This window comes from Allobosea sp. 05L423 (genome assembly GCF_056397745.1).
In genome coordinates this window covers 1-24,100 of sequence record NZ_JBFTOA010000003.1, presented here as the reverse complement: position 1 = coordinate 24,100, position 24,100 = coordinate 1, and the positions used below count along the sequence as shown (strand labels likewise).

21 protein-coding genes are annotated in these 24,100 nt (G+C 67.3%); 9 read left to right on the top strand and 12 right to left on the bottom strand.

All coding sequences use genetic code 11. From position 1 onward, the window contains the following. Window position 1 precedes the first annotated feature (1 nt). Window positions 2-517 (bottom strand): DUF2478 domain-containing protein, encoded by a 516-nt coding sequence (locus AC1DNE_RS08250; RefSeq protein ID WP_441468928.1) that lies wholly within the window; start codon window positions 515-517, stop codon window positions 2-4. 188 nt (window positions 518-705) lie between these two features. On the opposite strand from AC1DNE_RS08250, the gene AC1DNE_RS08245 reads away from it, so the two are divergent. The 3 genes from AC1DNE_RS08245 to AC1DNE_RS08235 all read left to right on the top strand — a co-directional run bounded on the left by AC1DNE_RS08245 (window position 706) and on the right by AC1DNE_RS08235 (window position 3,615). Further along, a complete protein-coding gene (locus AC1DNE_RS08245; protein ID WP_441468929.1) occupies window positions 706-1,962 on the top strand; it encodes a peptide ABC transporter permease in 1,257 nt (418 codons plus the stop codon). A gap of 130 nt (window positions 1,963-2,092) precedes the next feature. After that, window positions 2,093-3,061: a threonine ammonia-lyase gene (locus AC1DNE_RS08240; protein WP_441468930.1), complete on the top strand. Its 969-nt coding sequence runs from the start codon at window positions 2,093-2,095 to the stop codon at window positions 3,059-3,061. A 32-nt stretch (window positions 3,062-3,093) separates the two neighbouring features. After that, a complete protein-coding gene (locus AC1DNE_RS08235; protein ID WP_441468931.1) occupies window positions 3,094-3,615 on the top strand; it encodes a GNAT family N-acetyltransferase in 522 nt (173 codons plus the stop codon). An 18-nt stretch (window positions 3,616-3,633) separates the two neighbouring features. Here the strand turns inward: AC1DNE_RS08235 and AC1DNE_RS08230 are convergent, their stop codons facing one another. Next, window positions 3,634-3,945, bottom strand: coding sequence for a hypothetical protein (locus tag AC1DNE_RS08230; RefSeq protein WP_441468932.1), 312 nt, complete (start codon window positions 3,943-3,945; stop codon window positions 3,634-3,636). 450 nt (window positions 3,946-4,395) lie between these two features. Here AC1DNE_RS08230 and AC1DNE_RS08225 point away from each other — a divergent pair, with 450 nt between their 5' ends. Both AC1DNE_RS08225 and AC1DNE_RS08220 read left to right on the top strand, forming a co-directional pair. After that, window positions 4,396-5,571: a M20 aminoacylase family protein gene (locus AC1DNE_RS08225; RefSeq protein WP_441468933.1), complete on the top strand. Its 1,176-nt coding sequence runs from the start codon at window positions 4,396-4,398 to the stop codon at window positions 5,569-5,571. Between the two features lie 10 nt (window positions 5,572-5,581). Further along, window positions 5,582-6,685 (top strand): NAD(P)/FAD-dependent oxidoreductase, encoded by a 1,104-nt coding sequence (locus AC1DNE_RS08220; RefSeq protein WP_441468934.1) that lies wholly within the window; start codon window positions 5,582-5,584, stop codon window positions 6,683-6,685. 134 nt (window positions 6,686-6,819) lie between these two features. On the opposite strand, the gene eda is transcribed toward AC1DNE_RS08220, so the two are convergent. The 8 genes from eda to AC1DNE_RS08180 all read right to left on the bottom strand — a co-directional run bounded on the left by eda (window position 6,820) and on the right by AC1DNE_RS08180 (window position 15,209). Then, window positions 6,820-7,464, bottom strand: coding sequence for a bifunctional 4-hydroxy-2-oxoglutarate aldolase/2-dehydro-3-deoxy-phosphogluconate aldolase (gene eda, locus AC1DNE_RS08215; RefSeq protein WP_441468935.1), 645 nt, complete (start codon window positions 7,462-7,464; stop codon window positions 6,820-6,822). A gap of 39 nt (window positions 7,465-7,503) precedes the next feature. Then, the gene (pgl, locus tag AC1DNE_RS08210) at window positions 7,504-8,190 is read right to left on the bottom strand and encodes a 6-phosphogluconolactonase (RefSeq protein WP_441468936.1); all 687 of its coding nucleotides are present in this window, start codon (window positions 8,188-8,190) and stop codon (window positions 7,504-7,506) included. Then, complete coding sequence (gene zwf / locus AC1DNE_RS08205; RefSeq protein ID WP_441468937.1) at window positions 8,190-9,692, bottom strand: glucose-6-phosphate dehydrogenase; 1,503 nt, start codon at window positions 9,690-9,692, stop codon at window positions 8,190-8,192. Before zwf ends, pgl begins: the two co-directional genes overlap by 1 nt. 169 nt (window positions 9,693-9,861) lie before the next feature. Continuing rightward, window positions 9,862-10,614 carry an ABC transporter ATP-binding protein gene (locus AC1DNE_RS08200; RefSeq protein WP_441468938.1) on the bottom strand — a complete coding sequence of 251 codons (753 nt, stop codon included), beginning with the start codon at window positions 10,612-10,614 and terminating at the stop codon, window positions 9,862-9,864. Further along, entirely contained in the window at window positions 10,611-11,483 is an 873-nt protein-coding gene (locus tag AC1DNE_RS08195; protein ID WP_441468939.1) for an ABC transporter ATP-binding protein, read from the bottom strand. The genes AC1DNE_RS08200 and AC1DNE_RS08195 overlap by 4 nt, the downstream gene beginning before the upstream one ends. 4 nt (window positions 11,484-11,487) lie before the next feature. Beyond that, window positions 11,488-12,393, bottom strand: coding sequence for a nickel transporter permease (nikC, locus tag AC1DNE_RS08190; protein ID WP_441468940.1), 906 nt, complete (start codon window positions 12,391-12,393; stop codon window positions 11,488-11,490). A gap of 10 nt (window positions 12,394-12,403) precedes the next feature. Then, window positions 12,404-13,468 (bottom strand): ABC transporter permease, encoded by a 1,065-nt coding sequence (locus tag AC1DNE_RS08185; RefSeq protein WP_476767321.1) that lies wholly within the window; start codon window positions 13,466-13,468, stop codon window positions 12,404-12,406. A 136-nt stretch (window positions 13,469-13,604) separates the two neighbouring features. Next, window positions 13,605-15,209 carry an ABC transporter substrate-binding protein gene (locus AC1DNE_RS08180; protein ID WP_476841006.1) on the bottom strand — a complete coding sequence of 535 codons (1,605 nt, stop codon included), beginning with the start codon at window positions 15,207-15,209 and terminating at the stop codon, window positions 13,605-13,607. A gap of 232 nt (window positions 15,210-15,441) precedes the next feature. Between AC1DNE_RS08180 and AC1DNE_RS08175 the strand changes: the two genes are divergently transcribed. Genes AC1DNE_RS08175 through AC1DNE_RS08165 form a run of 3 tightly spaced genes read left to right on the top strand, consistent with a single transcriptional unit; the run spans window position 15,442 to window position 22,249 of the window. Then, on the top strand, window positions 15,442-18,843 hold the full coding sequence (locus AC1DNE_RS08175; protein ID WP_476841005.1) for a transglutaminase family protein: 3,402 nt from the start codon (window positions 15,442-15,444) through the stop codon (window positions 18,841-18,843). Between the two features lie 8 nt (window positions 18,844-18,851). Then, entirely contained in the window at window positions 18,852-21,374 is a 2,523-nt protein-coding gene (locus tag AC1DNE_RS08170) for a circularly permuted type 2 ATP-grasp protein (RefSeq protein ID WP_441468944.1), read from the top strand. Then, window positions 21,371-22,249: a transglutaminase family protein gene (locus tag AC1DNE_RS08165; RefSeq protein WP_441468945.1), complete on the top strand. Its 879-nt coding sequence runs from the start codon at window positions 21,371-21,373 to the stop codon at window positions 22,247-22,249. Before AC1DNE_RS08170 ends, AC1DNE_RS08165 begins: the two co-directional genes overlap by 4 nt. Window positions 22,250-22,254: 5 nt before the next feature. Here the strand turns inward: AC1DNE_RS08165 and AC1DNE_RS08160 are convergent, their stop codons facing one another. Further along, entirely contained in the window at window positions 22,255-22,617 is a 363-nt protein-coding gene (locus AC1DNE_RS08160; protein WP_441468946.1) for a winged helix-turn-helix transcriptional regulator, read from the bottom strand. A gap of 99 nt (window positions 22,618-22,716) precedes the next feature. On the opposite strand from AC1DNE_RS08160, the gene AC1DNE_RS08155 reads away from it, so the two are divergent. Next, complete coding sequence (locus tag AC1DNE_RS08155) at window positions 22,717-23,730, top strand: zinc-binding alcohol dehydrogenase family protein (RefSeq protein ID WP_441468947.1); 1,014 nt, start codon at window positions 22,717-22,719, stop codon at window positions 23,728-23,730. A 57-nt stretch (window positions 23,731-23,787) separates the two neighbouring features. On the opposite strand, the gene AC1DNE_RS08150 is transcribed toward AC1DNE_RS08155, so the two are convergent. Further along, window positions 23,788-24,100, bottom strand: a 313-nt coding sequence (locus tag AC1DNE_RS08150; protein ID WP_476841004.1) for an aldehyde dehydrogenase family protein, incomplete at its 5' end; no start/stop codon positions are given.

Below are 24,100 nucleotides of genomic sequence, written 5' to 3'. Positions count from 1 at the left end.
GTCAGGCCGCAAGCCGGGTCGCCTCACCGACCCAGCGCTCCACCGCCGCCATGTGGGCGTCCAGTTCAACCCACTCGTCTCCGGCGAAATCGCGCCAGGCCGGCAGGAAATCACGGCGCACCGCGATCAGCACGGGCAGGCCCGCCATCACGGTATTCGCGATCTCCTCGCGCAGCCCCTCGCCCAGAGCCTCCTGCTTGCCAAACTTGTTGACCATGACGAGATCGACGCGCTCTGCCAGCGCACCGGCGAAAACCGCCGCGGCCGCGGCGAGGCCGGCTGCATCGAGATGGCAGCCCGCGGCACCCGCGCCGAGATCCTGGCTGATCGGGAAGCGATGGCCGCTGCCGAGATCTTCCAGCGACATCGCCATGCAGCGATCGTCGCAGGCGGCATCATTATGCTGAACCACGCCGCCAAGCCGGAGGCCGCGCCGCTTCAACTGCGTGGCCACGCCCTGCATGAAGGCGTCGATCGGGAAACCGCTCGTATAGGGAATGGCAGCCAGCATGGTCATGCGGGATTCCTCTCACGAACGCTCCCCTCGCGCCAGAGGCACCGGCAGCGCAGGTTTATTCTCCGCATGAGAGATGCCGCGACAGTGTTGCGCCGCACCTACAGTCGTGCGCCCGTACTCTCGCTAGGGTGGCATCGGTTCGTTTCGGGCAACCGGGCGGGCCGCCGCCCGTTACCCCGCCGGAACGCATGATCCGCCACAACGCTCAAGCTCCGCTCGACCCGGCCACCGATGCCGCGCTGCTGCTGCGGCGCATCGGCTTCGGCACGCTCGCGCTCGTCCTGCCGCTGGCCGCATTGGTCTCACGCCGCGCCGCGGTCGTCCTCGTGCCGATCGGCATCGCATTGCTGATCATTGCGATGCTGATCGAGGAACCCGCCAAATTCGTCGGCTCCCTCAAGGAGTCCGTTTTCAGCCGACCGGGACTGATCCTGCTCGGCCTCGTCGCCTGGGCGCTGCTCTCGCTGGTCTGGAGCCCCTTCCCCACATCGGCCGCCGAAAAGGCCGGAAACCTGATGCTCGCCGTCGTGCTCGGCTTCGCCGGCCTGTCGGCACTTCCGGAGCGGATGCGCTCCTCGAATCTCAACCTTTCCCCCCTCGGCACCGGCACCGCCGGTATGTTCGCGCTCGGACTGATCATCATCGCGGCCCTGCGGCACGCGGAAACACCGCCCGGCGCTGTCGAGCGCGGCGTCTCGATCATCCTGATCACCGCCTGGCCGGCTCTCGCCTGGCTCCTCTCGCGCGAACGCGGGATGAGCGCCCTCGGGCTCGCCCTCGTCGTGGCACTGCTGGCACTGACGCGGTTCGACGACGGCGAAACCGTCGCGATGCTCTTTGGCGCAGTCGCCTTCGGCGCCGTCACCGCCAGCCGCCAGCGCGCTGCGCAGGTGATCGCCACCATCGTCGCCGGGCTGATGCTGTTCGCCCCCGTCCTGCCCTTCCTGCTCGCGCCGTTGGTTTCGGCGTTGCCGGACAGCGCCGACGATTTCGCGCAGATGCTCTCGATCTGGGCCGACGTCATTCGGCAGTCGCCGATCGAACTCGTCACCGGGCACGGGCTCGACACCGTGGTTCGCGACCAACTCAGGGGCATGTTGCCGCAGCCGGCGCCCGCCACTCTGCTGTTCGAGACCTGGTACGAGCTGGGTCTCGTCGGCGCCGCCGCCGCTGCCGCTTGCCTGTATTTCGCCATCCGCGCCGCCGGCCGCATGCCGGGCGCGCTCGCGGCCGGCGGCGTCGGCGCCTTCACCACCGCTTTCGCGCTCGCGGTTTTCGGCTTCGCGCCACTGCTGCCGTGGTGGCTGATGACGTTGACCGCCGTGGTGCTCCTGTTCGGCGCCATCGCCCGCGGCCAGTACCGCACCGACAGGCCCGCCGTGCCGCTGCCGATGCGCTCGACCGGCCGCTCGCGCCCCAAGGCGGGCGAGCCGCCGGCGGACTGACGTCTCCCCCGTGCCGGATATCGGCGAGGAGGCGTAGCGCGCCTCCCCGGTGCTTGACGGCCTTGCGCCTGACGCGCTCTCGTGCGGCCTAGAAGCCCGCCGCGCAGCGGGCAGAGGACAGAAGGCACCCATGCCGTTCGACGTCACCCTTACCGATATCCAGGCCGCAGCCGGGCGCATCGCCGGCAAGGTCCGCCGCACGCCGACCTATTACAGCGCCGGCCTGTCCGAGCGGTTGGGGGTCGAGACCTGGGTGAAGCTCGAAGGCCTGCAGCTCGGCGGCTCCTTCAAGGTGCGCGGCTGCTTCAACAAGCTGATGGGCCTGAGCGAAGCCGAATTGAAGCGCGGCGTCGTCACCGTCTCTGGCGGGAATCATGCCATCGCGGTATCGCTCGTCGCCCGCGCCATGGGTGCCCGCGCCCTCGTCCTGATGCCCAAGGCGACGCCCGCGCTCAATATCCATCTGACGCAGCAGGCGGGTGGAGAGGTCGAACTCTGCGACGATTCGATCGCCGCCTTTGCCAAGGCCGAGGACTATGCCGCGCAGGGAATGGTCCATGTCCATTCCTATGACGACCCGGCGATCATTGCCGGCCATGGTACGCTCGGCCTGGAACTCGCCGCCGATGCCGGAGGGCGGCTCGACCATGTCTTCATCTCGATCGGGGGCGGCGGCTTCTCGGCCGGGGTCGGCGCGGCGCTGAAGGGGCTCGACCCAGCCGTGCGGCTGCACGGCGTCGAGACCGAGGGCGCAACGACGATGACGCAGGCGCTTGCGGCCGGCCAGCCGGTTCCGATCCGCCCCACCTCGATCGCGCGCACGCTGGGCGCGCCCTTCGCGACGGAGCGCACCATCGCGGCTGCCCGGCAGTTCCTTGAGGAAATCCTCGTGGTGCCGGATGCGGAGGCCGTTCGCGAACTGGTCTGGGTGCTGCAGAACGAGCGCGTGCTGGTGGAGCCCGCCGCGGCCTGCGTGGTCGCGGCTGCCATGACGCGCAGGGAGGCCTTCGGGTCCGGCGAACGCGTCTGCCTCGTGCTCTGCGGATCGAACGTGGCTCTGGACGACATCGCCCGCTGGCGCGGCGAATTCGCGATCTAGCCTCGGCGACGGCGCGGCTCTAGAAACCGCGCATGAGCGACCATTCCGTTCCGACACTGCGGACCCAACGCCTTACATTGCGGCCGATGGCGAAGTCGGATTTTCCCGCCTATGCCGCGTTTCTGGCGTCGCCTCGCTCGACGGGAGTGGGCGGCCCCTATTCGACGCGGCAGGCCTGGGGGATCTTCTGCCACGACATCGCCTGCTGGCCGCTGTTCGGGCACGGCGCGCTGATGATCGAGCTTCAGTCGACCGGTGCCTGCATCGGGCAGGTCGGCATCAATGACGGCCCGCTCTTCCCCGAGAAGGAACTCGGCTGGCTGCTCTATGACGGCCAGGAGGGCCATGGCTATGCCAGCGAGGCTGCCCGTGCCTTGCGGGATTGGGCGACACGGAACCTGAAGCTTTCCAGCTTGGTGAGCTATGTGGCGCCGGGCAACACCGCATCGATCGCGGTGGCGGAACGCCTCGGAGCGGTGTGCGATACGCGCGCCGATAGACCCGATCCGAACGATCTGGTCTATCGGCATCCGCTCAACATCACCGCCCGCTGAGGGCGACGGAAGGCTCGATCAGTTGCTGTTACGCGCTAGCCTGGCATAGCGGCTGCGCTTGCTGGCATAAGCGTAGCGGCTGCGCTTTTGGCCGTACCAGGAGATCTCGCGCTCGCCCACGTCGGCATGAACGAGGCCGTTCGAATAGGTGCCGACGCCGCCGACATTGGCGAGCGCACGCGCGGCGGCCGCAGCCTTGCGCGGCGAGGCCGCCAGCGGCCGGAAGTCGACCGCCTTGCCGCTGTAGTGCTGCGAGTGCCGCGCATGGCGGCCGCCGCAGGTCGAGGTGATCTGGATCGGACCGATCTTGGCGACGAGTTCGGCGATCATCGCCTTCGTCTCGGACTTCAGGCAGCCCAGGCCTTTGACCTGCGGCTGAAAGGAGATTTTCTCAGGAGCGATGTCAGCCAGAGCGACTGAAGGCAAGAAACCAAAAACAAACGCAAGCAACGACAAGCGACGCATCATCTACCAGACATGTAAGGGGAAACGAAAAGGATCAGGCCAGATATTCTCGATGGCCTGAGCGAAGGACGCCTCCGCTATTCGTCAAGGAAGGCCAAATCATGGCTGCGGCCTTTCCGGACTATTTCACAGACGTAATCCAGATCGCTCACTGCCTTTGGTCAAGGCGGCGTTCATCTTCCCGGCCTGCCCGCCATTCCGCCAAAGCCAACCCCCTGCGCGCTGCCGGCTTGGACAGGTGGGCCGGGGCTGGGCTAGCGTGCCGTACGGCACCCGCTTTCTGCGCGGTCGCCCCATGTCATCTCAGAGGATACGATGCCCAAAACCGACCTCATCGCGGCGCTGACCCCCGAAATCACCGCGATCCGCCGCGACATCCATCGCCACCCCGAACTGATGTACGACGTTCACCGGACCGCGGGTCTCGTGGCCGAAAAGCTCAGGGAATGGGGCGTCGACGAGGTGGTGACGGGCATCGGCCAGACCGGCGTCGTCGGCATCATCAAGGGCAAGGGCCAGGATTCCGGCAAGGTGATCGCCATGCGCGCCGACATGGACGCGCTGCCGATCCATGAGGAGACCAATCTCGAACATCGCTCGACCATTCCCGGCAAGATGCACGCCTGCGGCCATGACGGCCACACCGCCATGCTGCTGGGCGCCGCGAAGTATCTGACCCAGACCCGCGACTTCGACGGCACCGCCGTGCTGATCTTCCAGCCCGCCGAAGAAGGTGGCGCCGGCGCCAAGGCGATGATCGATGACGGACTCATCACCCGCTTCGGCATCCAGGAAGTCTACGGCATGCACAACAAGCCGGGCATCCCGGTCGGCCGCTTCGAGATCGCCAAGGGGCCGGCCATGGCCGCCGCCGACCGCATCCACATCAAGATCGAAGGCAAGGGCGGACATGCGGCGGCGCCGCACAACGTCAACGACCCGATCGTCGCCTCCTGCGCGCTGGTCAGCGCTCTGCAGACTGTCGCCTCGCGCAATGCCGACCCGCTCGAGTCGATCGTCGTCTCCGTGACCGCACTCAATGCCGGCGAGGCCTTCAACGTCATTCCGCAGACCGCGGAGATCAAGGGCTCTGTCCGCACGCTGACGCCGAAGATTCGCGAGCTTGCGCAGAAGCGCATCACTGAGATCGTCGACGGCGTGATGAAGGCCTTCGGCATGAAGTACGAGCTGGAATACCATCTCGGCTATCCCGTCACCTTCAACCATGCCGGCCAGACCGACTTCGTCACCAGCGTGACCAAGGAAATCTTCGGCTCGGAAGCGATCAAGACCGATATCCCGCCAACCATGGGCTCGGAAGACTTCTCCTATATGCTGGAGGAGCGCCCGGGCGCCTTTATCAACATCGGCAACGGCGACTCGGCGGGCCTGCATCATCCGGCCTATGAGTTCAACGACGCGGCGATCCCCGTCGGCGTGAACTACTGGACGAGCCTCATCGAGATCGCCATGCCGCCGCGCGCGGCCTGACGACCACGCGATGAGCGACATCGATTGCCTGGTGATCGGGGCCGGCGTCGTCGGCCTCGCGGTAGCCCGCGAACTGGCGCTCGCCGGGCGCGAGGTCGTCATCGCCGAAGCGGCCGAAGGCATCGGCACCCAGACCTCGGCGCGCAACTCCGAGGTCATCCACGCCGGGATCTACTATCCGCCCGGCTCGCTGAAGGCGCGCGTCTGCGTCGAAGGCCGCAAGAAGCTCTACCGCTATCTGGAAGGGCGCGGCCTGCCGCACAAGGCCTGCGGCAAGCTGATCGTCGCCACCTCCGAAGCACAGAAACCGGCGCTGGAAACGATCATGGCCCGCGCCCAGGCCTCGGGCGTCGACTCGCTGCGCTGGCTCTCCGGCGCCGAGGCGAAGGCGATGGAGCCGGAGGTGCGCTGCGAGATCGCCCTTCTCTCGCCCGAGACCGGAGTGGTCGACAGCCATGCACTGATGCTCTCGCTGCTTGGCGAGTGCGAGGCGGCCGGCGGTTCGCTCGCGCTCAACACGCCGATCACCGGCTGGCGGCACGGGGCGGACGGGTTCAGCGTCGATTTCGGCGGCGCCGATCCTGCGACCTACACTGTCCGCACGGTGGTCAATTCGGCCGGGCACGGTGCGCCAAGGCTGCTCGGCCTGCTCGCGGACTTCCCCGCCGAGCATGTGCCGGTGCAGCACTACGCGAAGGGCAACTATTTCGCCCTGACCGGCAAACAGCCCTTCAGCCACCTCGTCTATCCGGTACCGGAAGCCGCTGGCCTCGGTATCCACGCCACGATCGACATGGGCGGGCGCGTCAAATTCGGGCCCGATGTCGAATGGGTTGAAAGCGATCAGGATCTGGTCGTCGATCCGGCGCGCGCGGAGAAGTTCTACGCCGCGATCCGAACCTACTGGCCAGCCCTTCCTGACGGTGCACTGGTCGCCGACTACGCCGGCATCCGGCCGAAGCTGCACGGTCCGACCGAGCCGATGCCGGACTTCCGTATCGACGGGCCGGAAGTCCATGGCGTCGCCGAGCTGGTCAATCTGCTCGGCATCGAAAGTCCGGGCCTGACGAGCTCGCTCGCGATCGCGGAGATGGTGCGGGAGAAACTGGCGTAGGGCGCGTCATGCTCGGGCTTGCCCCGAGCATCTCATGCCGAAAGAGGCTGCGGCGCCGTATCCTGCCAGAGATTCTCGGGCCTGCGCTTCGCTCCGCCCGAGAATGACGCACGGCCTACGCGCGTGAGGCGAAGTCAGGCACGCGCCTTCAGGAAGGCTTCCTTCGCCTCGCGCGCCAGCGTGGTGATGCGGTTCCAGTCGCCGGCCGCAATCGCGTCGGCCGGAACGAGCCAGGAGCCGCCGACGCAGATCACCTGCGGCAAGGCGAGGTAGTCGCCGAGGTTCTTCAGGCCGACGCCGCCGGTGGGGCAGAAGCTCATCTGCGGGAACGGACCGGAGAGCGCCTTCAGCGCCGGCGGCCCGCCCGCCTGCTCGGCGGGGAAGAACTTGGCGGTGTTGCGCCCGGCCGCGACGGCCCGCATGCAGTCCGACGCCGTGGCAACGCCCGGCAACCAGGGCAGGCCCGCCTTGCGCAGCGCCTCATCGACGCTCTCGCTGAAACCGGGGCTGACCACGGCCTGGGCGCCTGCGTCCTTGACCTGCGCGACCTGAGCGGGCGTAACCACCGTACCGGCCACGGGGAGCGCCTTCGGCACTGATTTCGCGATGGCTGCGAGCGCTTCCATCGCAGCCGGGCGGCGCAGTGTGACCTCGACGACATCAACACCGCCAGCGACGAGCGCATGGGCGAGATCGACCGCGCGCGAGGCATCCTCGATCACGACGACGGGGATCACGCCGCAGCTCTTCAGCCGGGCAATCGCGACAGTCTCGTCCATGGCCTCATCTTTCAAACGATTTGAACGGATAACCGGGCTCTACTCCTTAGCCCAGTAGACGTCGAGCCCCTGCTCCCGGCGGAGCAGCATATCGACCGGCAGCGGCGTCTCGCGGGCGGCTGCCTCTTTCAGGACCGCCTCCTTCGCGCCGCCTGAGACGAGCAGGCTCGCCCAGCCCGCATCGCGCAGGCGCACCGGCGAAAGCGACAGTCGTGGCGGCAGGCCCGGCGGCTGGGCCACGACGATGCCGCTGTCCGGCACCGTATCGAAGGTGGTTTCAGCGCCGGGGAAGAGCGAGGCAATGTGCCCATCCGCTCCCATGCCGCTGACCAGCAGATCGAGCGGCGGAAGCGCTGCCAGCTCCGCGCACAGCAGGGCCGCGGCCGCCTCGATGTCGCTGCCATGACCGTGGAAGGACAGGAAATCGGCACGCCCCTCCGCGAGCGGCGCGAATTGCGCGCGGATCATGCGCTCGTTCGAAGCGCTGTCGTCGGCCGCGACGAAACGTTCGTCCGTCGGCAGCAGCGTAACCTTCTCCCATGGTAGATCGCGCTGCCCGAGCGCTGTGAGAAAGCGCGCCGGCGTCGTGCCGCCGGGCACGGCCAGCAGCGCCCTGCCCTTCTCGGCGAGCAGTTCCGTCAGCCGCAGCGCGACGGTCTCGGCCAAGGCCTCCGAGGCATCGGCCAGTGTGGCGAAGCGGTGCCAGGCGAGCGGGCCGGCCGGCATCAGACGAAATCCGGATCGGCCCAGGAGCGGCCGTCGCGCTCGATCAGGCCGATCGCCTGTGACGGTCCCCAGGAGCCGGCGGCGTAGCGATGGGGATGCGGATAGTAGTCCTGCCAGCCGGATATGATCGGATCGACCCAGCCCCAGGCCTGCTCGACCTCGTCGCGATGCATGAACAGCGTCTGGTCGCCGCGGATCACATCGGTCAGCAGGCGCTCATAGGCGTCCGGCGTGCGCTCGTCGAAGGCGGTCGAATAGCGCAGATCGAGCTGGCGCGGCACGATCTTGAGCCGGCCGGAGCCCGGCACCTTCATCATCAGCTGGAGCTGGACGCCGTCGTTCGGCTGCAGGCGGATGAAGAGGCGGTTGGCGTCGAGCCGGTCGCAGGTGCCGTTGCCGAAGATCGAATGCGGCACCGGCTTGAAGGTGACGGCGATCTCGGAATAGCGCTGCGCCATGCGCTTGCCGGTGCGCAGATAGATCGGCACACCGGCCCAGCGCCAGTTGTCGACCTCGCAACGGATGGCGACGAAGGTCTCGGTGTTCGAGCCATGGCCGAGTTCCTCGGCATAACCGCGAACGCGCTGGCCGTCGATCTGGCCCGGCCCGTACTGGCCGCGCACAGTGTAGCGCTGCACGTCGGGGCCGACGATGGGGCGCAGCGCCTTCAACACCTTGATCTTCTCCTCCCGAACCGCGCCGGCCTCGAGCATGTTCGGCGGCTCGATGGCGAAGAGGGTGAGCAGCTGCATGAGATGGTTCTGCACCATGTCGCGCATATGCCCGGCCTTGTCGTAATAGCCGGCACGACTTTCGAGGCCGACCGTCTCGGCGACGGTGATCTGGACATGGTCGATGTCACGACTCGACCATGACCGTTCGAACAGCGTGTTGGCGAAGCGCAGGACGAGCAGGTTCTGCACCGTCTCCTTGCCGAGATAATGGTCGATCCGGTAGGTGCGGCTCTCGGGCAGGATGCGCGCGACGGCATCGTTGATCTGCTGCGCCGAAGCGAGATCGCGGCCGAGCGGCTTCTCCAGGATGACGCGCGAGGTCGGCGTCAGAATATCCGCCTTGGCCAGGTTCTCGCAGATCGGGATGAAGAGGTCGGGCGGGGTCGAGAGATAGAAGGAGCGGACGCGCTCGCTCTCGCCCAGGGCCTGCTTCAGCGCCTTGTAGGTCTCGGGCTGGACCGCATCGAGCATCACCATCGTCAGGCGCCGCAGGAAGGGCTCGACCTGATCCTTCGGGATGCCCTCCTCATCCAGGCGCCTGGCGATCTGCTTCGGCAGCCCCTCGACATCCTCCTCCTTGCGGACGACGGCGAGGATGCGGCTTTCCTCCGGCAGGACACCATCGCGGTTACGCTGGGCGAGCGCCGGGAAGAGCTTGCGCAGGGCAAGATCGCCGCCGGCTCCAAAGATCACCAGATCGAAGGGCGGAACCGGCGTCCGCTCGGGGGCAGTCTCGGGTCGAAGCGCGTTGTCGACGATAGCGTCCATGGGACTGAAACTCCGTAAGGCGGTGCCGGTTTCAAACGACCGGCGTGAGCCCTGCCGCCCGGCCGAGGTTCGGCCGGACGCGCAGCTTTTAGCGCAAGGCTACGACCAGAGTGAGACGGTTTTGCCGCGCTGCAAAGAGGGAACGGCGCAGGGCCGCTACCCCTACCGCTCAGCCCGCGCGCCGGAAGCCCGCGCTCGCCGCCAGCAATTGCTGCGCATAGACCGTCTGTGGCTGGCGCGCCGCCAGCGTTTCGACGGTCATTTCCTCGACGGCACGGCCGAACTGCATGACGAGCAGCCGCTCGCACATATGCCCGACCACGGCGAGGTCATGGCTGACGAGGATATAGGTCAGCTTCCGCTCCTGCCTGAGCGCTGCGAGCAGGTTCAGCACCTCCGCCTGGATCGAGACGTCGAGCGCCGAAGTTGGCTCGTCGAGCAGCAGAATCGAGGGTTCGAGCACGAGGGCGCGTGCGATGGCGACGCGCTGGCGCTGGCCGCCCGAGAGCTGATGCGGATAGCGGAAGCGGAAGGAGGCGGGCAGGCCGACATCGGAGAGGGCCTTGCCGATGCGCGCTTCGGCATCACGGGCACCGTGGATCGCCAACGGCTCCGCAAGGGTGTCATCCACGGTCTTCTTGGGGTGAAGCGAGCCGTAGGGGTCCTGAAAGACCATCTGGACATTGCGGTAGAAGGCCTTGTCCCGGACCTTGGGCTGCACGGCACCCTCGATGGAGACGGCACCGCTCCAGTCGCGGTTGAGGCCGGAGAGCACGCGCAGCACGGTCGACTTGCCGGAGCCCGACTCGCCTACGAGGCCGTAGCTCTCGCCCTTGCGCACCTCGAAGGAGAGATCCTTCACGACATGGGAGTCGCCGAAGGACACGTTGAGCTTGTCGACGGAGATCGCAGCGTTCGTCATGCCAGCCAGGCCGGGTCGCGGTTGAGGGTGGAGAGCTTCGCCCGGGGATGGTCGAGGTCCGGAAGGCATTCGAGCAGGCCGAGCGTATAGGGATGGCGGCGGCTGCGCGCGGAGGGGTCGGCGAGCTCGGCCGCCGGCAACGTCTCCATCACCTTGCCGCCGTACATGACGATGACGCGGTCGCAGAAGGACTGCACCAGATGCAGGTCGTGGCTGATGAAGATCAGCCCCATGCCGCGCTCGGTGACGAGATCGTCGAGGATCTTCAGGATCTGCAGCTGGACGGTGACGTCGAGCGCCGAGGTCGGCTCGTCGGCGATCAGGATCTCGGGCTCGGCGATCAGCATCATCGCGATCATGACGCGCTGGCCCATGCCGCCCGAGACCTCGTGCGGATAGAGGTCGTAGACGCGGGCGGGATCGCGGATCTGCACCGCTTCCAGCATGGAGAGGCTGCGCTCGCGCGCCTCACGGGTACCGGCCTTGCGGTGGATGCGATAAGCCTCGGCGATCTGGCTGCCGACCGTCTCGACCGGGTTCAGCGAGAACTTCGGATCCTGCATCACCATGGAGATGTGGCGGCCACGCAGCTTGCGCCGCACGCCCTTGTCCATCGTCGTCAGGTCCTGGCCGCGGAAGCGCATGCCATCGGCGCTGACGACGCCGGGATGCGGGATCAGGTCGAGGATGGCACGGCCGGTCATCGACTTGCCGGAGCCGGACTCGCCGACGATGCCCAGGCGCTCCCGCCCCAGCGTGAAGGACAGGCCCCGCACGGCGCGCACGATGCCGGTCGGGGTGTGGAAATCGACCTTGAGATTGTCGACCTCGAGAAGAGGCTGCTCGGCTTTATTCGTAAAGGCCTGCATCGCCTCACCTCGCATCCATGACGTCACGCAGCCCATCGCCGAGCAGGTTGAAGCCGAGCGCGACGACGCAGATGGCGAGGCCCGGGAAGGTCGCGACCCACCACTGGTCGAAGATCTGCTCGCGCCCGGCCGAGATCATCGCACCCCATTCCGGCATCGGCGGCTGCGCGCCGAGGCCGAGGAAGCCGAGGCCCGCGGCGGTCAGGATGATGCCGGCCATGTCGAAGGTGGTGCGCACGATCAGCGAGGGCATGCACATCGGCACGACGTGCTTCCAGATGATGCGGGCGCGCGAGGCACCCTGCAGGCGCATCGCCTCGATGTAATCCTGGTTGCGGATCACCATGGTCTCGGCGCGGGCGACGCGGGCATAGGGCGGCCAGGTCGTGATCGCGATGGCGATGATGGCGTTGACGATGCCCGGCCCCAGCGCAGCGACGAAGGCCAGCGCCAGCACGAGGCGCGGGAAGGCGAGGAAGACGTCGGTGATGCGCATCAGGAGCCGGTCGACCCAGCCGCCGAAATAGCCGGAGACCGCGCCGATCAGCAGGCCGAAGGGGCCGACGGTCACCACGACCAACAGCACGATGACCAGCGTGATGCGCGTACCGTAGACGATGCGGCTGAAGATGTCGCGCCCGAGCGCGTCGGTGCCGAACCAGTTGGTTGCCGACGGCGGCAGCAGCCGCTTGTCGAGCGCCTGCGCAAGCGGGTCGAACGGCGCGATCAGCGGCGCGAAAGCGGCGACCAGCAGCAGCAGGACGATGATGGCGAGGCCCGCCACCGCCATCGGATTGCGCCTGAAGGCGAGCCATTGCCGGTAGAGCTGGCCGAGGCGGGCCTGGCGGCGCGATGCCGGGGAATCGCTGATCAGCCAGGCATGCAGGCCGGCGGAGGAGGTGTCACTCATATCCGCCTCCTCAGCGCACGCGCGGATCGGCCAGCCGGCCGATGATGTCGGTCAGCAGGTTGACCGCGATGAAGACGACGCCGACCACCAGCGTGCCGCCGAGCACGGCGTTCATGTCGGCGTTGAGCAGCGCGTTGGTGAGATAGCGGCCGAGCCCCGGCCAGGCGAAGATCGTCTCGGTCAGCACCGAGCCTTCGAGCAGATGCATGTAGGAGAGCGCGATCACGGTGAAGAGCGGCACCGCGGCGTTGCGCAGGGCGTGGCGCCAGATGACGGCGGTCTCCGAGACGCCCTTCACACGGGCCGCGATGACGTATTGCTGCTGCAGCTCGCTGATCATGAAGCTGCGCGTCATCCGGCTGATATAGGCGACGGAAAGCAGACCGAGGACCAGCGCCGGCAGGATGAGATGCGAGAAGGCGTCCCAGAACGCCTCCCATTCGCCTTCGAGCGCGGCGTCCAGCATGATGATGCCGGTGCGGGTGGTGACGATGTCCTGCCAGACCACCGAGATGCGGCCCGGGCCGGAGACCCAGCCGAGCTTGGCGTAGAACAGCAGCAGCGCCATCAGGCCGATCCAGAAGACCGGCACGGAATAGCCGACGAGGCCGACGACGCGGGCGACCTGATCCTGCCAGCGGCCCTGATTGACGGCTGCGAGGATGCCGAGCGGAACGCCGATCAGGACGCCGATCAGCGTGCCCAGCGTTGCGAGCTCGAGCGTCGCCGGAAAGACGCGCTTGATGTCTTCGGTGACCGGGTTCGAGGTCAGCACGGAGGTGCCAAGATTCCCGGTGAAGACCTTGGCGATATAGATCGCGAATTGCTGCCAGAGCGGCTTGTCGAGGCCGAGCTCGATGCGCGCCGCCTCATAGGTCTCGGGACGGGCATTGTCGCCGACGACGGCGAGCACCGGATCGATCGGGATGACCCGGGCGATGAAGAAGGTGACGAGCAGCAGGCCGAACATGGTGATCACCACGGTCGTCAGCTCGCGCGAGAGGGCGCGGCCCCAGCGACCGAGCCTCCCCGGCGATGCGCTCTTGCGCGCAGGCGCTTGCATCACGGCCGTCATGACTCGCCTCCGTTTCTGATCGACATGGGCAAGGATGTCTCCTGCCTGGGCGCCGGTTGCGCCGGGGCGTACTCTGCGGCAACGCAAAGACCCGCCCGAGGCCGGGGGCCGGGGCGGGTCTCCTGCGTCACGAACCTCAGTTCTTGACGATGGTCGCGTAGCGGTTGGTGTCCGAGCTCGGTCCGATGACCCAGCCATTCACGTTCTTGCGCTCGGCCGAGACCTCGATCTGCTGGAACATGATGACGAAGGGCGAGATCTTCTGATGCTCGCGCTGCAGCGTCTCATAGGTCGCCTTGCGTTTGGCGGCGTCGGCTTCCAGCACCGCGCCCTGCGTGACCTTGGTCATTGCCGGGATATCCCAGGCATTGCGCCAGGCCAGCGTCTTCGACTTCGCATCCTCGCCATTGTCCTCGTTGATGGCGAAGGTTTCGGCATTGGTGTGCGGGTCGAGATAGTCCGGGCCCCACTGGCCGATATAGATGTCGTGGGTGCGGGCGCGGTACTTGGTCAGGGTCTGCTTGCCGTCGCCCGGGATGATCTCGAGCTTGACGCCAGCCTGGGCCCAGGTTGCCTGGATCGCCTGGGCGATATCGGTGATCGGCGCAACCGAACGGGTGTCCATGGTGACGGTGAAGCCGTTGGCGAGGCCTGCCTTGGCGAGCAGTTCCTTCGCCTTGGCTACGTTGAGCTGGTAGGGCTTGTCCGAGATCGCGCCGAGGAAACCCTGCGGCAGGAAGGATTCATGGCCCTTGTAGGTGCCTTCGAGGATGTTCTTCTCGATCGAGGCGTAATCGACCAGCAGCTTCAGCGCTTCCCGCACCTCGGGCTTGGCGAGGTTCGGGTTCTTCTGGTTCAGGCCGAGATAGAGGATGTAGCCCTTGTCGCCCTGGACGATCTTGATCGCGTCGTTGCCCTTGACCGCCGCGAGCTGATCCTTGGAGAGGTTGCGGGCGATATCGGCGTCGCCCTTCTCGACGAGGAGACGCTGCGAGGCCGGCTCGGCGACATGGCGCACGACGACGCGCTTGCTCTTCGGCGCGCCTTTGTACCAGCTCTCATTCGCGTCGAGCGTGTACTGCTCGTTCGGGCGGTAGGCACGGACCTTGTAGGCACCGGAGCCGGCGGAATTGAGCTTCAGCCAGGCATTGCCCCAGTCGCCGTCCTTCTCATTCGCCTTGACCAGCTTGGAATCGACGATCGAAGCGACGCCGGAGGTCAGGCAGTTGTAGAAGAAGGTCGGCGCGAAGGGCTTGGAGACAGTGATCTGGACGGTGTTCTCGTCGACAGCCTTGACCTTCTCGAGCACGTTCTCGGCGACGAAACCGAACTGGCGCAGGATGAAGCCCGGCGACTTGTTCAGCGTCACCGCACGCTGGATCGAGTAGACCACGTCGGCAGCGGTCAGCGGGTTGCCGGAGTGGAACTTGACGCCTTTGCGCAGCTTGAAGATGTAGGTCAGGCTGTCGGGGCTGACGGTCCAGCTCTCGGCGAGATCCGGCACCAGCGCGTTGTTGTTGGCGATATCGACGTTGATCAGCTTGTCGTAGACGTTCGCGACAACCTCGACGCCCGAGAATTCGAAAGCCTCGGCCGGGTCGAGCGTGATGATGTCGTCGATCTGCTTGGCCATGACGATCGTATCCTTCGGCGTCTGCGCGAAGGCGACCGTTGTCGACATCAGGGCTGCAAAGGCCGAAGCCGCCATCAACTTGGCTACGTGACGCATCGAATTCCCCATTGTTCGTGTCTCTGGAGCCATCGATGGCCCCTTGCGCGCTATCTGCAACCAGTCCGGCTCGGCTGTCCAGCCGACCGCAGGCCATCCGCACGCCATTATGCACATCTCTTGGGCAGAGGTTCTGCGGCCTGCCGCCACCCTGCCCACCGGCCGCCTTGCGCGCGCGTGCGGGCTCGCTAACCTGACCCGGTGGGCGGATTCCGCCTTTGCCAGCGTCACGGGGAGCCGAACCTTGGCCATCATCGCCGCGCTGAACCACGTCACCCACTATTCCTATGATCGCCCGGTCACGCTCGGGCCGCAGATCATCCGCCTGCGGCCTGCGCCGCATTGCCGGGCGGCGATCAACAGCTATTCGCTGAAGGTGACGCCGGCCCAGCATTTCGTGAACTGGCAGCAGGATCCGGCCGGCAACTGGCTGGCGCGCTTCGTCTTCCCCGAGCCCGTCAGGGAATTCCGCATCGAGGTCGATGTCGTCACCGAGCTGTCGGTGATCAATCCCTTCGACTTCTTCGTCGAGGCGGAGGCCGAGATCTTCCCCTTCGCCTACACGCCGGAGCAGCGCGCCGAGCTCGCACCCTATCTGGTGACGGAGCCGGCCGGGCCGCTGCTCGAAGCCTTCCTCGCGGAGCTGCCGAAGGAGCCGGTCAACACCGTCAACTTCATCGTCGATCTCAACGCCCGCCTGCAGCAACGCATCGCCTATGGCATCCGCATGGAGCCCGGCGTGCAGGAGCCGGAGCATACGCTCTCGATCGGGTCCGGCTCCTGCCGCGACACGAGCTGGTTGCTGGTCCAGGCGCTCCGGCATCTCGGCCTCGCGGCGCGCTTCGTCTCCGGCTACCTGGTCCAGATGAAGGCCGACGTCGACCCGCTGGAGGGCCCCCGCGGCACCGACAAGGACTTCACCGACCTTCACGCCTGGGCCGAGGTCTATATTCCCGGCGCAGGCTGGGTCGGTCTCGACCCGACCTCCGGGCTTCTCACCGGAGAGGGCCACCTGCCGCTGGCGGCGACGGCGCATTATCGCTCGGCCGCGCCGGTCTCGGGTGTGGCGAGCTATGCCGAGACGACTTTCGACTTCCAGATGAGCGTGACGCGGGTGCACGAGGTGCCGCGCATCACCCTGCCCTTCTCGGATGAATCCTGGCAGGCGCTCGATGCGCTCGGCGACAAGGTCGAGGCCGATCTGCAGGCGCAGGACGTGCGGCTCACCATGGGCGGCGAGCCGACCTTCGTCTCGATCGACGACCAGACCGGCGCAGAATGGAACATCGCCGCGGTCGGACCGACCAAGCGCGAGCGCGCCGACGTGCTGATCCGGCGCCTGCGCGAACGCTTCGCGCCGGGCGGAATGCTGCATTACGGGCAGGGCAAATGGTATCCTGGCGAGAGCCTGCCGCGCTGGGCCTTCGCGCTCTACTGGCGCCGGGATGGGCAACCGATCTGGCGCAATCCCGACCTGATCGCGCGCGAGCCCGGCGCCAGGACCGGCGGCGACCGCGAGCTCGAAGCCGGCGCCACCGTCCAGGATGCCGAGGCGTTGGCGAGGGAGCTTTCGGACAATCTCGGCCTCGGCGCCGACTACGTTATCCCGGCCTATGAGGACACCGGTCACTGGCTGCTGAAAGAGGCGCAGCTTCCCGACAATGTCGACCCGCTCGATTCCCGCCTCTCCGATCCCGAGGAGCGGGCGCGGATGGCACAGGTCTTCCAGCTCGGTCTCGGCCATCCCCGCGGCTTCGTCATCCCCGTGCAGCGCTGGCAGGCGGCGGCCCACGACCGGCGCTGGCGCTCGGAGAAATGGCGACTGCGGCGCGGCAAGCTGTTCCTCGTTCCCGGCGATTCACCGGTCGGCTACCGATTACCGCTCGGTTCCCTCCCCGACATACCGAAGGCCGAATACCCGCATATCCATCCGCAGGATCCGATGGAGCCGCGCGGGCCGCTGCCGCCGGCCGGCGTCACGCAGGCCGCGCCGGCGCCGGGCGCCGGAAGCCCACCGGCGCCGGCGGCCCCGACCAGCTTCGGAGCGCCGCCGCAGATGTCCGTCCAGGTCGATCCCGGCGTGGCAGGTACAGCCCAGCAGCGCACCGAGCAGGAGATCGGCGGCGAGCATGTGCGCACGGCGCTCAGCCTCGAAATCCGCGACAATGTGCTCTGCGTCTTCCTGCCGCCGGTCGAGCGGCTGGAGGATTACCTCGATCTTGTCGCCTCAATCGAAGCTGCCGCCGAAGAGACGGGCCTGCCCGTCCATATCGAGGGCTATGCGCCGCCCTTCGATCCGCGGCTCAGCGTCATCAAGGTCACACCCGACCCCGGCGTGATCGAGGTCAACATCCATCCCGCGGCCGATTGGCGCGAGGCAGTGGCGATCACGCAGGGCGTCTACGAGGAGGCGAGACAGGCCCGGCTCTGCGCCGAGAAATTCATGGTCGACGGGCGCCATACGGGCACAGGCGGCGGCAACCATGTGGTGCTCGGCGGCGTGACGCCTGCGGATTCGCCCTTCCTGCGCCGGCCGGACTTGTTGAAGAGCATCGTGCTCTACTGGAACCGGCACCCGTCCCTGTCCTATCTGTTCTCCGGGCTGTTCATCGGCCCGACCAGTCAGGCGCCGCGCATCGACGAAGCCCGGCAGGACCAGCTCTACGAGCTGGAGATCGCACTGGCGCAGGTGCCAAAACCGGACGAAGCGCCGATTCCGCTCTGGCTGGTCGATAGGCTGTTCCGCAACCTTTTGGTCGATGTCTCCGGCAACACGCACCGCACCGAGATCTGTATCGACAAGCTCTATTCGCCGGATGGGCCAACCGGACGGCTCGGGCTGCTGGAGTTCCGCGGCTTCGAGATGCCGCCGGATTCGCGGATGTCCCTGGCGCAGCAATTGCTGCTCAGGGCGCTGATCGCGTGGTTCTGGCGCGAGCCGCAGGCAGGCAAGCTGGTGCGCTGGGGCACCGCCCTGCATGACCGCTTCATGCTGCCCGAGCTGGTCTGGCAGGATTTTCGCGAGGTGCTCGCCGACCTCCAACGCGCTGGCTATGCCTTCGATCCGGTCTGGTTCGAGGCACAGGCGGAGTTCCGCTTCCCCTTCTTCGGCAAGGTCGCGCATGGCGGCGTCGAGATCGAGATCCGGCAGGCGCTGGAGCCCTGGCATGTGCTCGGCGAGGAGGGTGCGATCGGCGGCACGGTGCGCTACGTCGATTCCTCGGTGGAACGTCTGCAGGTCAAGGCGAAGGGCTTCGTTCCCGGCCGCCACCTGATCACCTGCAACGGCAGGCGGCTGCCCATGACAGAGACGGGCACCTCCGGCGAAGCGATCGCGGCCGTGCGCTTCAAGGCCTGGCAGCCGTCCTCCGGCCTCCATCCGACGATTCCGGTCCATGCGCCACTGACCTTCGATATCGTCGACCTCTGGTCCGGCCGCTCGCTCGGCGGCTGCGTCTACCATGTCGCCCATCCCGGCGGTCGCAATTACGAGACACCCCCGGTCAATTCCTATGAAGCGGAAGCAAGACGGCTCGCGCGTTTCGAAGCGATCGGTCATAGTCCGGGCGCTCTGGCGATTCCGCCGGAAGAGCGCAGCGCCGAATTTCCGCTCACGCTGGATCTGAGGCGCCAAGCCGGGGTCTGACAAGGCGAATGGCAGTGCAAGGCCGCACCCGATCGGGACGCAGCAGGGCAGACCGACGCGCCGCGCTGCTCGCCGGCTATCGCCCCCTGCCCGGGGCTTTCGACGAGTTCATCGACGAGGCCGGCGAAGTCAGGCCCCATTGGGAGCCGTTCCTGTCGGAATGGTGCGCGCTGACGCCGGGCGAGCTCTCGCAGCGCTTCGGGCTGGCCGACCGGCATGTTCGGGACACCGGCGTGTCCTATCGCGTCCATGGCGACATCGATGCCAACGATCCGGGCTTCGGCGAGCGCTCCTGGCCACTGTCGCATGTGCCGCTCGTCATTCCCGAGGCGGAATGGCAGGTGATCGCAGCCGGCGTCACGCAGCGCGCCGAGATCCTGTCGACGTTGCTCGACGACATCTACGGACCGGGCGAGCTGATCGCCAAGGGGCTTCTCCCGGCCGCGGTCGTCGCCGGCAGCCCCGACTACCTGCGCCCGCTCCACGGCGCGCCGGGCGGGGGCACGCTCCAGCTCTACGCCGCCGATCTCGGCCGCGGCCCGGATGGGCGCTGGTGGGTGCTGCAGGATCGGACCCAGGCGCCGTCCGGCACCGGCTACGCGCTGGAGAACCGGCTGGCGCTCGCCCGCGCCTTCCCGGACATGTTCCGCAGCATGAACATCGAACGGCTCGCGGCCTTCTTCCAAAGCTTCCGCGCCGGGCTCGTGGCGCGCTCCAAGCGGGTCGAGCCGCGCATCTGCCTGCTCACCCCCGGCCCGCTCAACGAGAGCTATTTCGAGCAGGCCTATCTCGCGCGCTATCTCGGCTTCCTGCTGGTCGAGGGCGGCGACCTGCTGATGCGGGAGGGCCGCGTCCATGTTCGCACCATCGCCGGCCTCAAGCGCGCCGATGTGATCTGGCGGCGGATCGACGGCGACTTCACAGACCCGCTCGAACTCAATGCGGGCTCGGCGCTGGGCGTGGCCGGGCTGGTCGAGGCTGTCCGCCAAGGCCATGTCCATGTCGCCAATGGTCTCGGCTCCGGCGTGGTCGAGGCCCGCGCTCTGATGGGTTTCATGCCGGCTTTGGCCGAGCAGCTCACCGGCGAGGAACTGATCCTGCCGAATGTCGCGACCTGGTGGTGCGGCCAGCAGCCGGAGCGCGAGGTCGTCCTCGACCGGCTCGAGGAGATGAGCGTGGCGCCGGCCTTCCGCAGCGCCGGCGGCGGGCTGGACACGGCACCGATCGTGGCCGGCGAACTACCTCCGGCCGAGCGGGAGGCGCTACGTCGGCGCATCGAGGCGCGCGGCATGGACTATGTCGGGCAGGAAGTGGTGCGGCTCTCGACCATGCCGGTCTTCCAGAACGGGCGTCTTGAACCGCATCCGATGACGCTGCGCGTCTTCGCCGCGGCGACACCCGACGGCTGGGCGGTGATGCCCGGCGGCTTCTGCCGCATCTCCGACGAACCCGACGCACGCGCGGTCAGCCTGCGCAACGGGGTGCGCTCCAGCGATGTCTGGATCACCTCGGAGGAGCCGGTTGCCCAGCTCAGCCTGTTGCCGACGCCGGACCGTACCAGCATCCGGCGCGTGACCGGCACGCTGCCGAGCCGCGCCGCCGACAATTTGTTCTGGCTCGGCCGCTATCTGGAGCGCGGCGAGGCGACGCTGCGGCTGGTACGGGCCCTGCTCGGCCGGCTGATCGATCCGGACCCAGCGCCGGGACACGGCGACACGCTCCGCCAGCTCGCGGGCATGCTTGTCGCCTGGGGGGCCGCCCCCGGCGGCACCGGGCACAAGGATCCGGCGGCGCAGGCGCGCGCCGCGCTCTTCAGCCTGGACGATTACGGTTCTGCGGCCGCCTCGATCCGGGAGGCCCGACGCACGGCTTCGGTGATCCGCGAGCGCCTTTCGGTCGATGCCTGGCGCCTGTTCAGCGACCTGCAGCGCCAGCTGGTACCTGAGGAAGGGCGCAAGCCGAGCGAAGGCGAGACCTACGAAAGCGCCGACCGGGCGCTGAAGACGCTCGCCGCCTTCTCGGGACTGAGCCAGGAAAACATGGTGCGCGGCGCGGGCTGGCGCTTCCTCGACATCGGCCGGCGCCTGGAGCGCGGCGTCGCGACCTGCCGCTTCGCCCGACAATTCGCCGACAGTCACGCCTCCGGCGACAGCCTCGACGCCCTGCTCGACCTGACGGATTCGCAGATCACCTACCGCTCGCGCTACCTGCTCGGCGCCAGCCTGCAGCCGGTGCTCGATCTGGTGATGCTCGATCCCTACAATCCCCGCTCGGTCGCCTTCCAGATCGAACGGCTCGACGCCGAGATCGCCGCCCTGCCCGCGCTCTCCGACGACGGCATGCTGGAAGCGCCGCGCCGGCTGGTGTTGCGGCTGGCCGCCGATTGCCGCACGACCGAGGCTAGCCGGCTCGACCGCACCAGCATCCTGCTGTTCGAGCAATTGCTGATGGGTGTCTCCAGCGCGATCGCCGACCGCTATTTTCTCCAGAACAGCGGCCCGGAAGGCTCGCGGATGACGGGCATCGCGTGATCTACGAACTGCGCCATGTCACCACCTATGGCTATAGCCGGCAGGTGCCTTTCTCCCGCTGCATCCTGCGGCTCCTGCCGCATGACGGCCCCGGCCAGATCGTGCGCAAGGCCGAGCTCTCGATCTCGCCGCGGCCGGCCGAGCGCGGCGACGGCATCTGCTTCTTCGGCAACCGGATGACCACGATCACGATCACCAAGCCGCATCGCGAGCTGAAGGTGGAGATGCGGGCCCGGATCGAGGTGCACCGGCAGACCCCGCCCCATGCCGGCCTGACCCGGAACTGGGAGGAGGTCGCACAGCTCGCGCTGGCGTCGAACAGCCTTGCCCCGGATTCACCAGCGCATCACCTCTATCCGAGCCGGCTCGTCCCCCCCGTCGCGGCCGTTATCGCCTATGCGGCCGAAAGCTTCGGCGCGAGGCGACCGGTGCTCGAAGCGGCCAGCGAGCTGATGGCGCGCATCCGGCGCGACTTCACCTATGATCCGGAGGCGACTGAGGTCACCACGCCCATCGCCGAGGCCTTCGCCCAGCGCCACGGCGTCTGCCAGGACTTCGCCCATATCATGATCGGTGGTTTGCGGGGCCTCGGGCTGCCGGCCGCCTATGTCAGCGGCTATATCCGCACCATCCCGCCGCCCGGCGAGAAGCGTCTCGAAGGCTCCGACGCCAGCCATGCCTGGGTCCTGGTCTGGTGCGGCCCGGAAACCGGCTGGGTCGGGCTTGACCCGACCAACGACCTGATCGTTGCCGACGACCATATCGTCACCGCCATCGGGCGCGATTACGCCGACGTGTCCCCGCTCGACGGCGTGGTGATCGGCCCCGGCACGCAGAAGATCAGTGTCGCGGTGGACGTCATCCCGGTCGGCTGAGCCTTTCAGGCAGCCTGAGCGGCCGATCGAGGTTGCGGCGCATGGGCGTGCGCCTCGCCCCAGGCCTTCAGCGCCAGAATGACCGGTTCCAGCGTGCGGCCCTTGGCCGAGAGGCTGTATTCGACGCGCGGCGGCACTTCCGGGTAGACCACACGGACGATCAGCCCGTCCGCCTCCAGCTCGCGCAGCTGCGTGGTCAGCATGCGCTGGGTCACACCCGGAACCCGTCGACGGATCTCGTTGAAGCGCAGCGTTCCGCCCATCAGATGATAGAGCGCGATGCCTTTCCATTTGCCGCCGATCAGCCCCAGCGTCGCTTCGACCGGGCAAGCGGCGGAGCAATAGGGCTCCTTGAAACGCGGCGGCATTACAGTACCCTTTTCGACACTATAGGCTGAAATTGTGCGTTCTTGCGCCAATCGACAGTTATCCGCATCTCGACTCCATCGCAATGCAGGAGAGACGCCATGCGCGCCGTCGGATATCGCCAGTCACTGCCCATCGCAGCCGAAACCAGCCTGATCGACATCGATCTGCCCGAGCCCGTCGCGACCGGGCGCGACCTGCTGGTCGAGGTCAAGGCCATCTCGGTCAATCCGGTCGACACCAAGATCCGGGTGCGTAGCCAGCCGGCGGAAGGCCAGACGAGCGTGCTCGGCTGGGACGCGGCGGGCATCGTCAAGGCGGTGGGGCCGGAGGTGACCGGCTTCAAGCCGGGCGATGCCGTGTTCTATGCCGGGGCGATCGACCGGCCGGGCTCGAATGCGGAATTCCATCTCGTCGACGAGCGTATCGTTGGGCCCAAGCCGAGGAGCCTCGGCTTCGCCGAAGCCGCCGCCCTGCCGCTGACCGCGATCACCGCCTGGGAAATGCTGTTCGACCGGCTCGACATCCGCAAGCCCGTGCCCGGCGCGGCGCATGCCCTGCTCATCATCGGCGGCGCGGGCGGCGTCGGCTCGATCGCGATCCAGCTCGCGCGCCAGCTCAGCGATGTCACGGTGATCGCCACCGCCTCACGGCCTGAAACCCGCGCCTGGGCGCAGGAACTCGGCGCGCATCATGTGATCGACCATACCAAGCCGTTGCCGGCGCAGGTCGCGGCGCTCGGCATCGGCGCGCCGGCCTTCGTTTTCTCGACGACGCATAGCGACACTCATCTGGAGGGTATCGTCGAACTGATGGCGCCACAGGGGCGGTTCGGCCTGATCGACGATCCGAAGACGCTCGATGCCAATCCGCTGAAGCGCAAGAGCCTGTCGCTGCACTGGGAGCTGATGTTCACGCGCTCGCTGTTCAAGACCGCGGACATGGGCGAGCAGGGCAAGCTGCTGGCGGAGGTCTCGCGGCTTGTCGATGCCGGCCAGATCCGCACGACGCTGGCCGAGCATTTTGGCACGATCAACGCGAGCAATCTCAAGCGGGCGCATGCCCTGATCGAAAGCAACCGCGCCAAAGGCAAGATCGTCCTGGAAGGCTTCTGAACGACGAGGGCCGCGCCTTCCGGCGCGGCCCTCAAATCTTCATCGGTTCCGAGGCGATCAGGCCAGCGTATAGGCGGTCTTGACGGTTGTGTAGAACTCCTTGGCGTAGGCGCCCTGTTCGCGCGGGCCGTAGCTGGAGCCTTTCCGGCCGCCGAAGGGCACGTGATAATCGACGCCCGCCGTCGGCAGGTTGACCATCACCATGCCGGCCTCGCTGTTGCGCTTGAAATGCGTGGCGTGCTTCAGCGAGGTCGTGCAGATGCCCGACGAAAGGCCGAACTCGGTGTCGTTGGCGAGGCTGAGCGCTTCCTCGTAGTCCTTGACGCGGACGATGTTGGCGACCGGGCCGAAGACCTCCTCGCGCGAGATG

Coding starts and splice junctions, on each gene's coding strand:
- AC1DNE_RS08250 (WP_441468928.1), bottom strand. CDS start 517: ATGACCATGCTGGCTGCCATTCCCTATACGAGCGGTTTCCCGATCGAC.
- AC1DNE_RS08245 (WP_441468929.1), top strand. CDS start 706: ATGATCCGCCACAACGCTCAAGCTCCGCTCGACCCGGCCACCGATGCC.
- AC1DNE_RS08240 (WP_441468930.1), top strand. CDS start 2,093: ATGCCGTTCGACGTCACCCTTACCGATATCCAGGCCGCAGCCGGGCGC.
- AC1DNE_RS08235 (WP_441468931.1), top strand. CDS start 3,094: ATGAGCGACCATTCCGTTCCGACACTGCGGACCCAACGCCTTACATTG.
- AC1DNE_RS08230 (WP_441468932.1), bottom strand. CDS start 3,945: ATGATCGCCGAACTCGTCGCCAAGATCGGTCCGATCCAGATCACCTCG.
- AC1DNE_RS08225 (WP_441468933.1), top strand. CDS start 4,396: ATGCCCAAAACCGACCTCATCGCGGCGCTGACCCCCGAAATCACCGCG.
- AC1DNE_RS08220 (WP_441468934.1), top strand. CDS start 5,582: ATGAGCGACATCGATTGCCTGGTGATCGGGGCCGGCGTCGTCGGCCTC.
- eda (WP_441468935.1), bottom strand. CDS start 7,464: ATGGACGAGACTGTCGCGATTGCCCGGCTGAAGAGCTGCGGCGTGATC.
- pgl (WP_441468936.1), bottom strand. CDS start 8,190: ATGCCGGCCGGCCCGCTCGCCTGGCACCGCTTCGCCACACTGGCCGAT.
- zwf (WP_441468937.1), bottom strand. CDS start 9,692: ATGGACGCTATCGTCGACAACGCGCTTCGACCCGAGACTGCCCCCGAG.
- AC1DNE_RS08200 (WP_441468938.1), bottom strand. CDS start 10,614: ATGACGAACGCTGCGATCTCCGTCGACAAGCTCAACGTGTCCTTCGGC.
- AC1DNE_RS08195 (WP_441468939.1), bottom strand. CDS start 11,483: ATGCAGGCCTTTACGAATAAAGCCGAGCAGCCTCTTCTCGAGGTCGAC.
- nikC (WP_441468940.1), bottom strand. CDS start 12,393: ATGAGTGACACCTCCTCCGCCGGCCTGCATGCCTGGCTGATCAGCGAT.
- AC1DNE_RS08185 (WP_476767321.1), bottom strand. CDS start 13,468: ATGACGGCCGTGATGCAAGCGCCTGCGCGCAAGAGCGCATCGCCGGGG.
- AC1DNE_RS08180 (WP_476841006.1), bottom strand. CDS start 15,209: ATGGGGAATTCGATGCGTCACGTAGCCAAGTTGATGGCGGCTTCGGCC.
- AC1DNE_RS08170 (WP_441468944.1), top strand. CDS start 18,852: ATGGCAGTGCAAGGCCGCACCCGATCGGGACGCAGCAGGGCAGACCGA.
- AC1DNE_RS08160 (WP_441468946.1), bottom strand. CDS start 22,617: ATGCCGCCGCGTTTCAAGGAGCCCTATTGCTCCGCCGCTTGCCCGGTC.
- AC1DNE_RS08155 (WP_441468947.1), top strand. CDS start 22,717: ATGCGCGCCGTCGGATATCGCCAGTCACTGCCCATCGCAGCCGAAACC.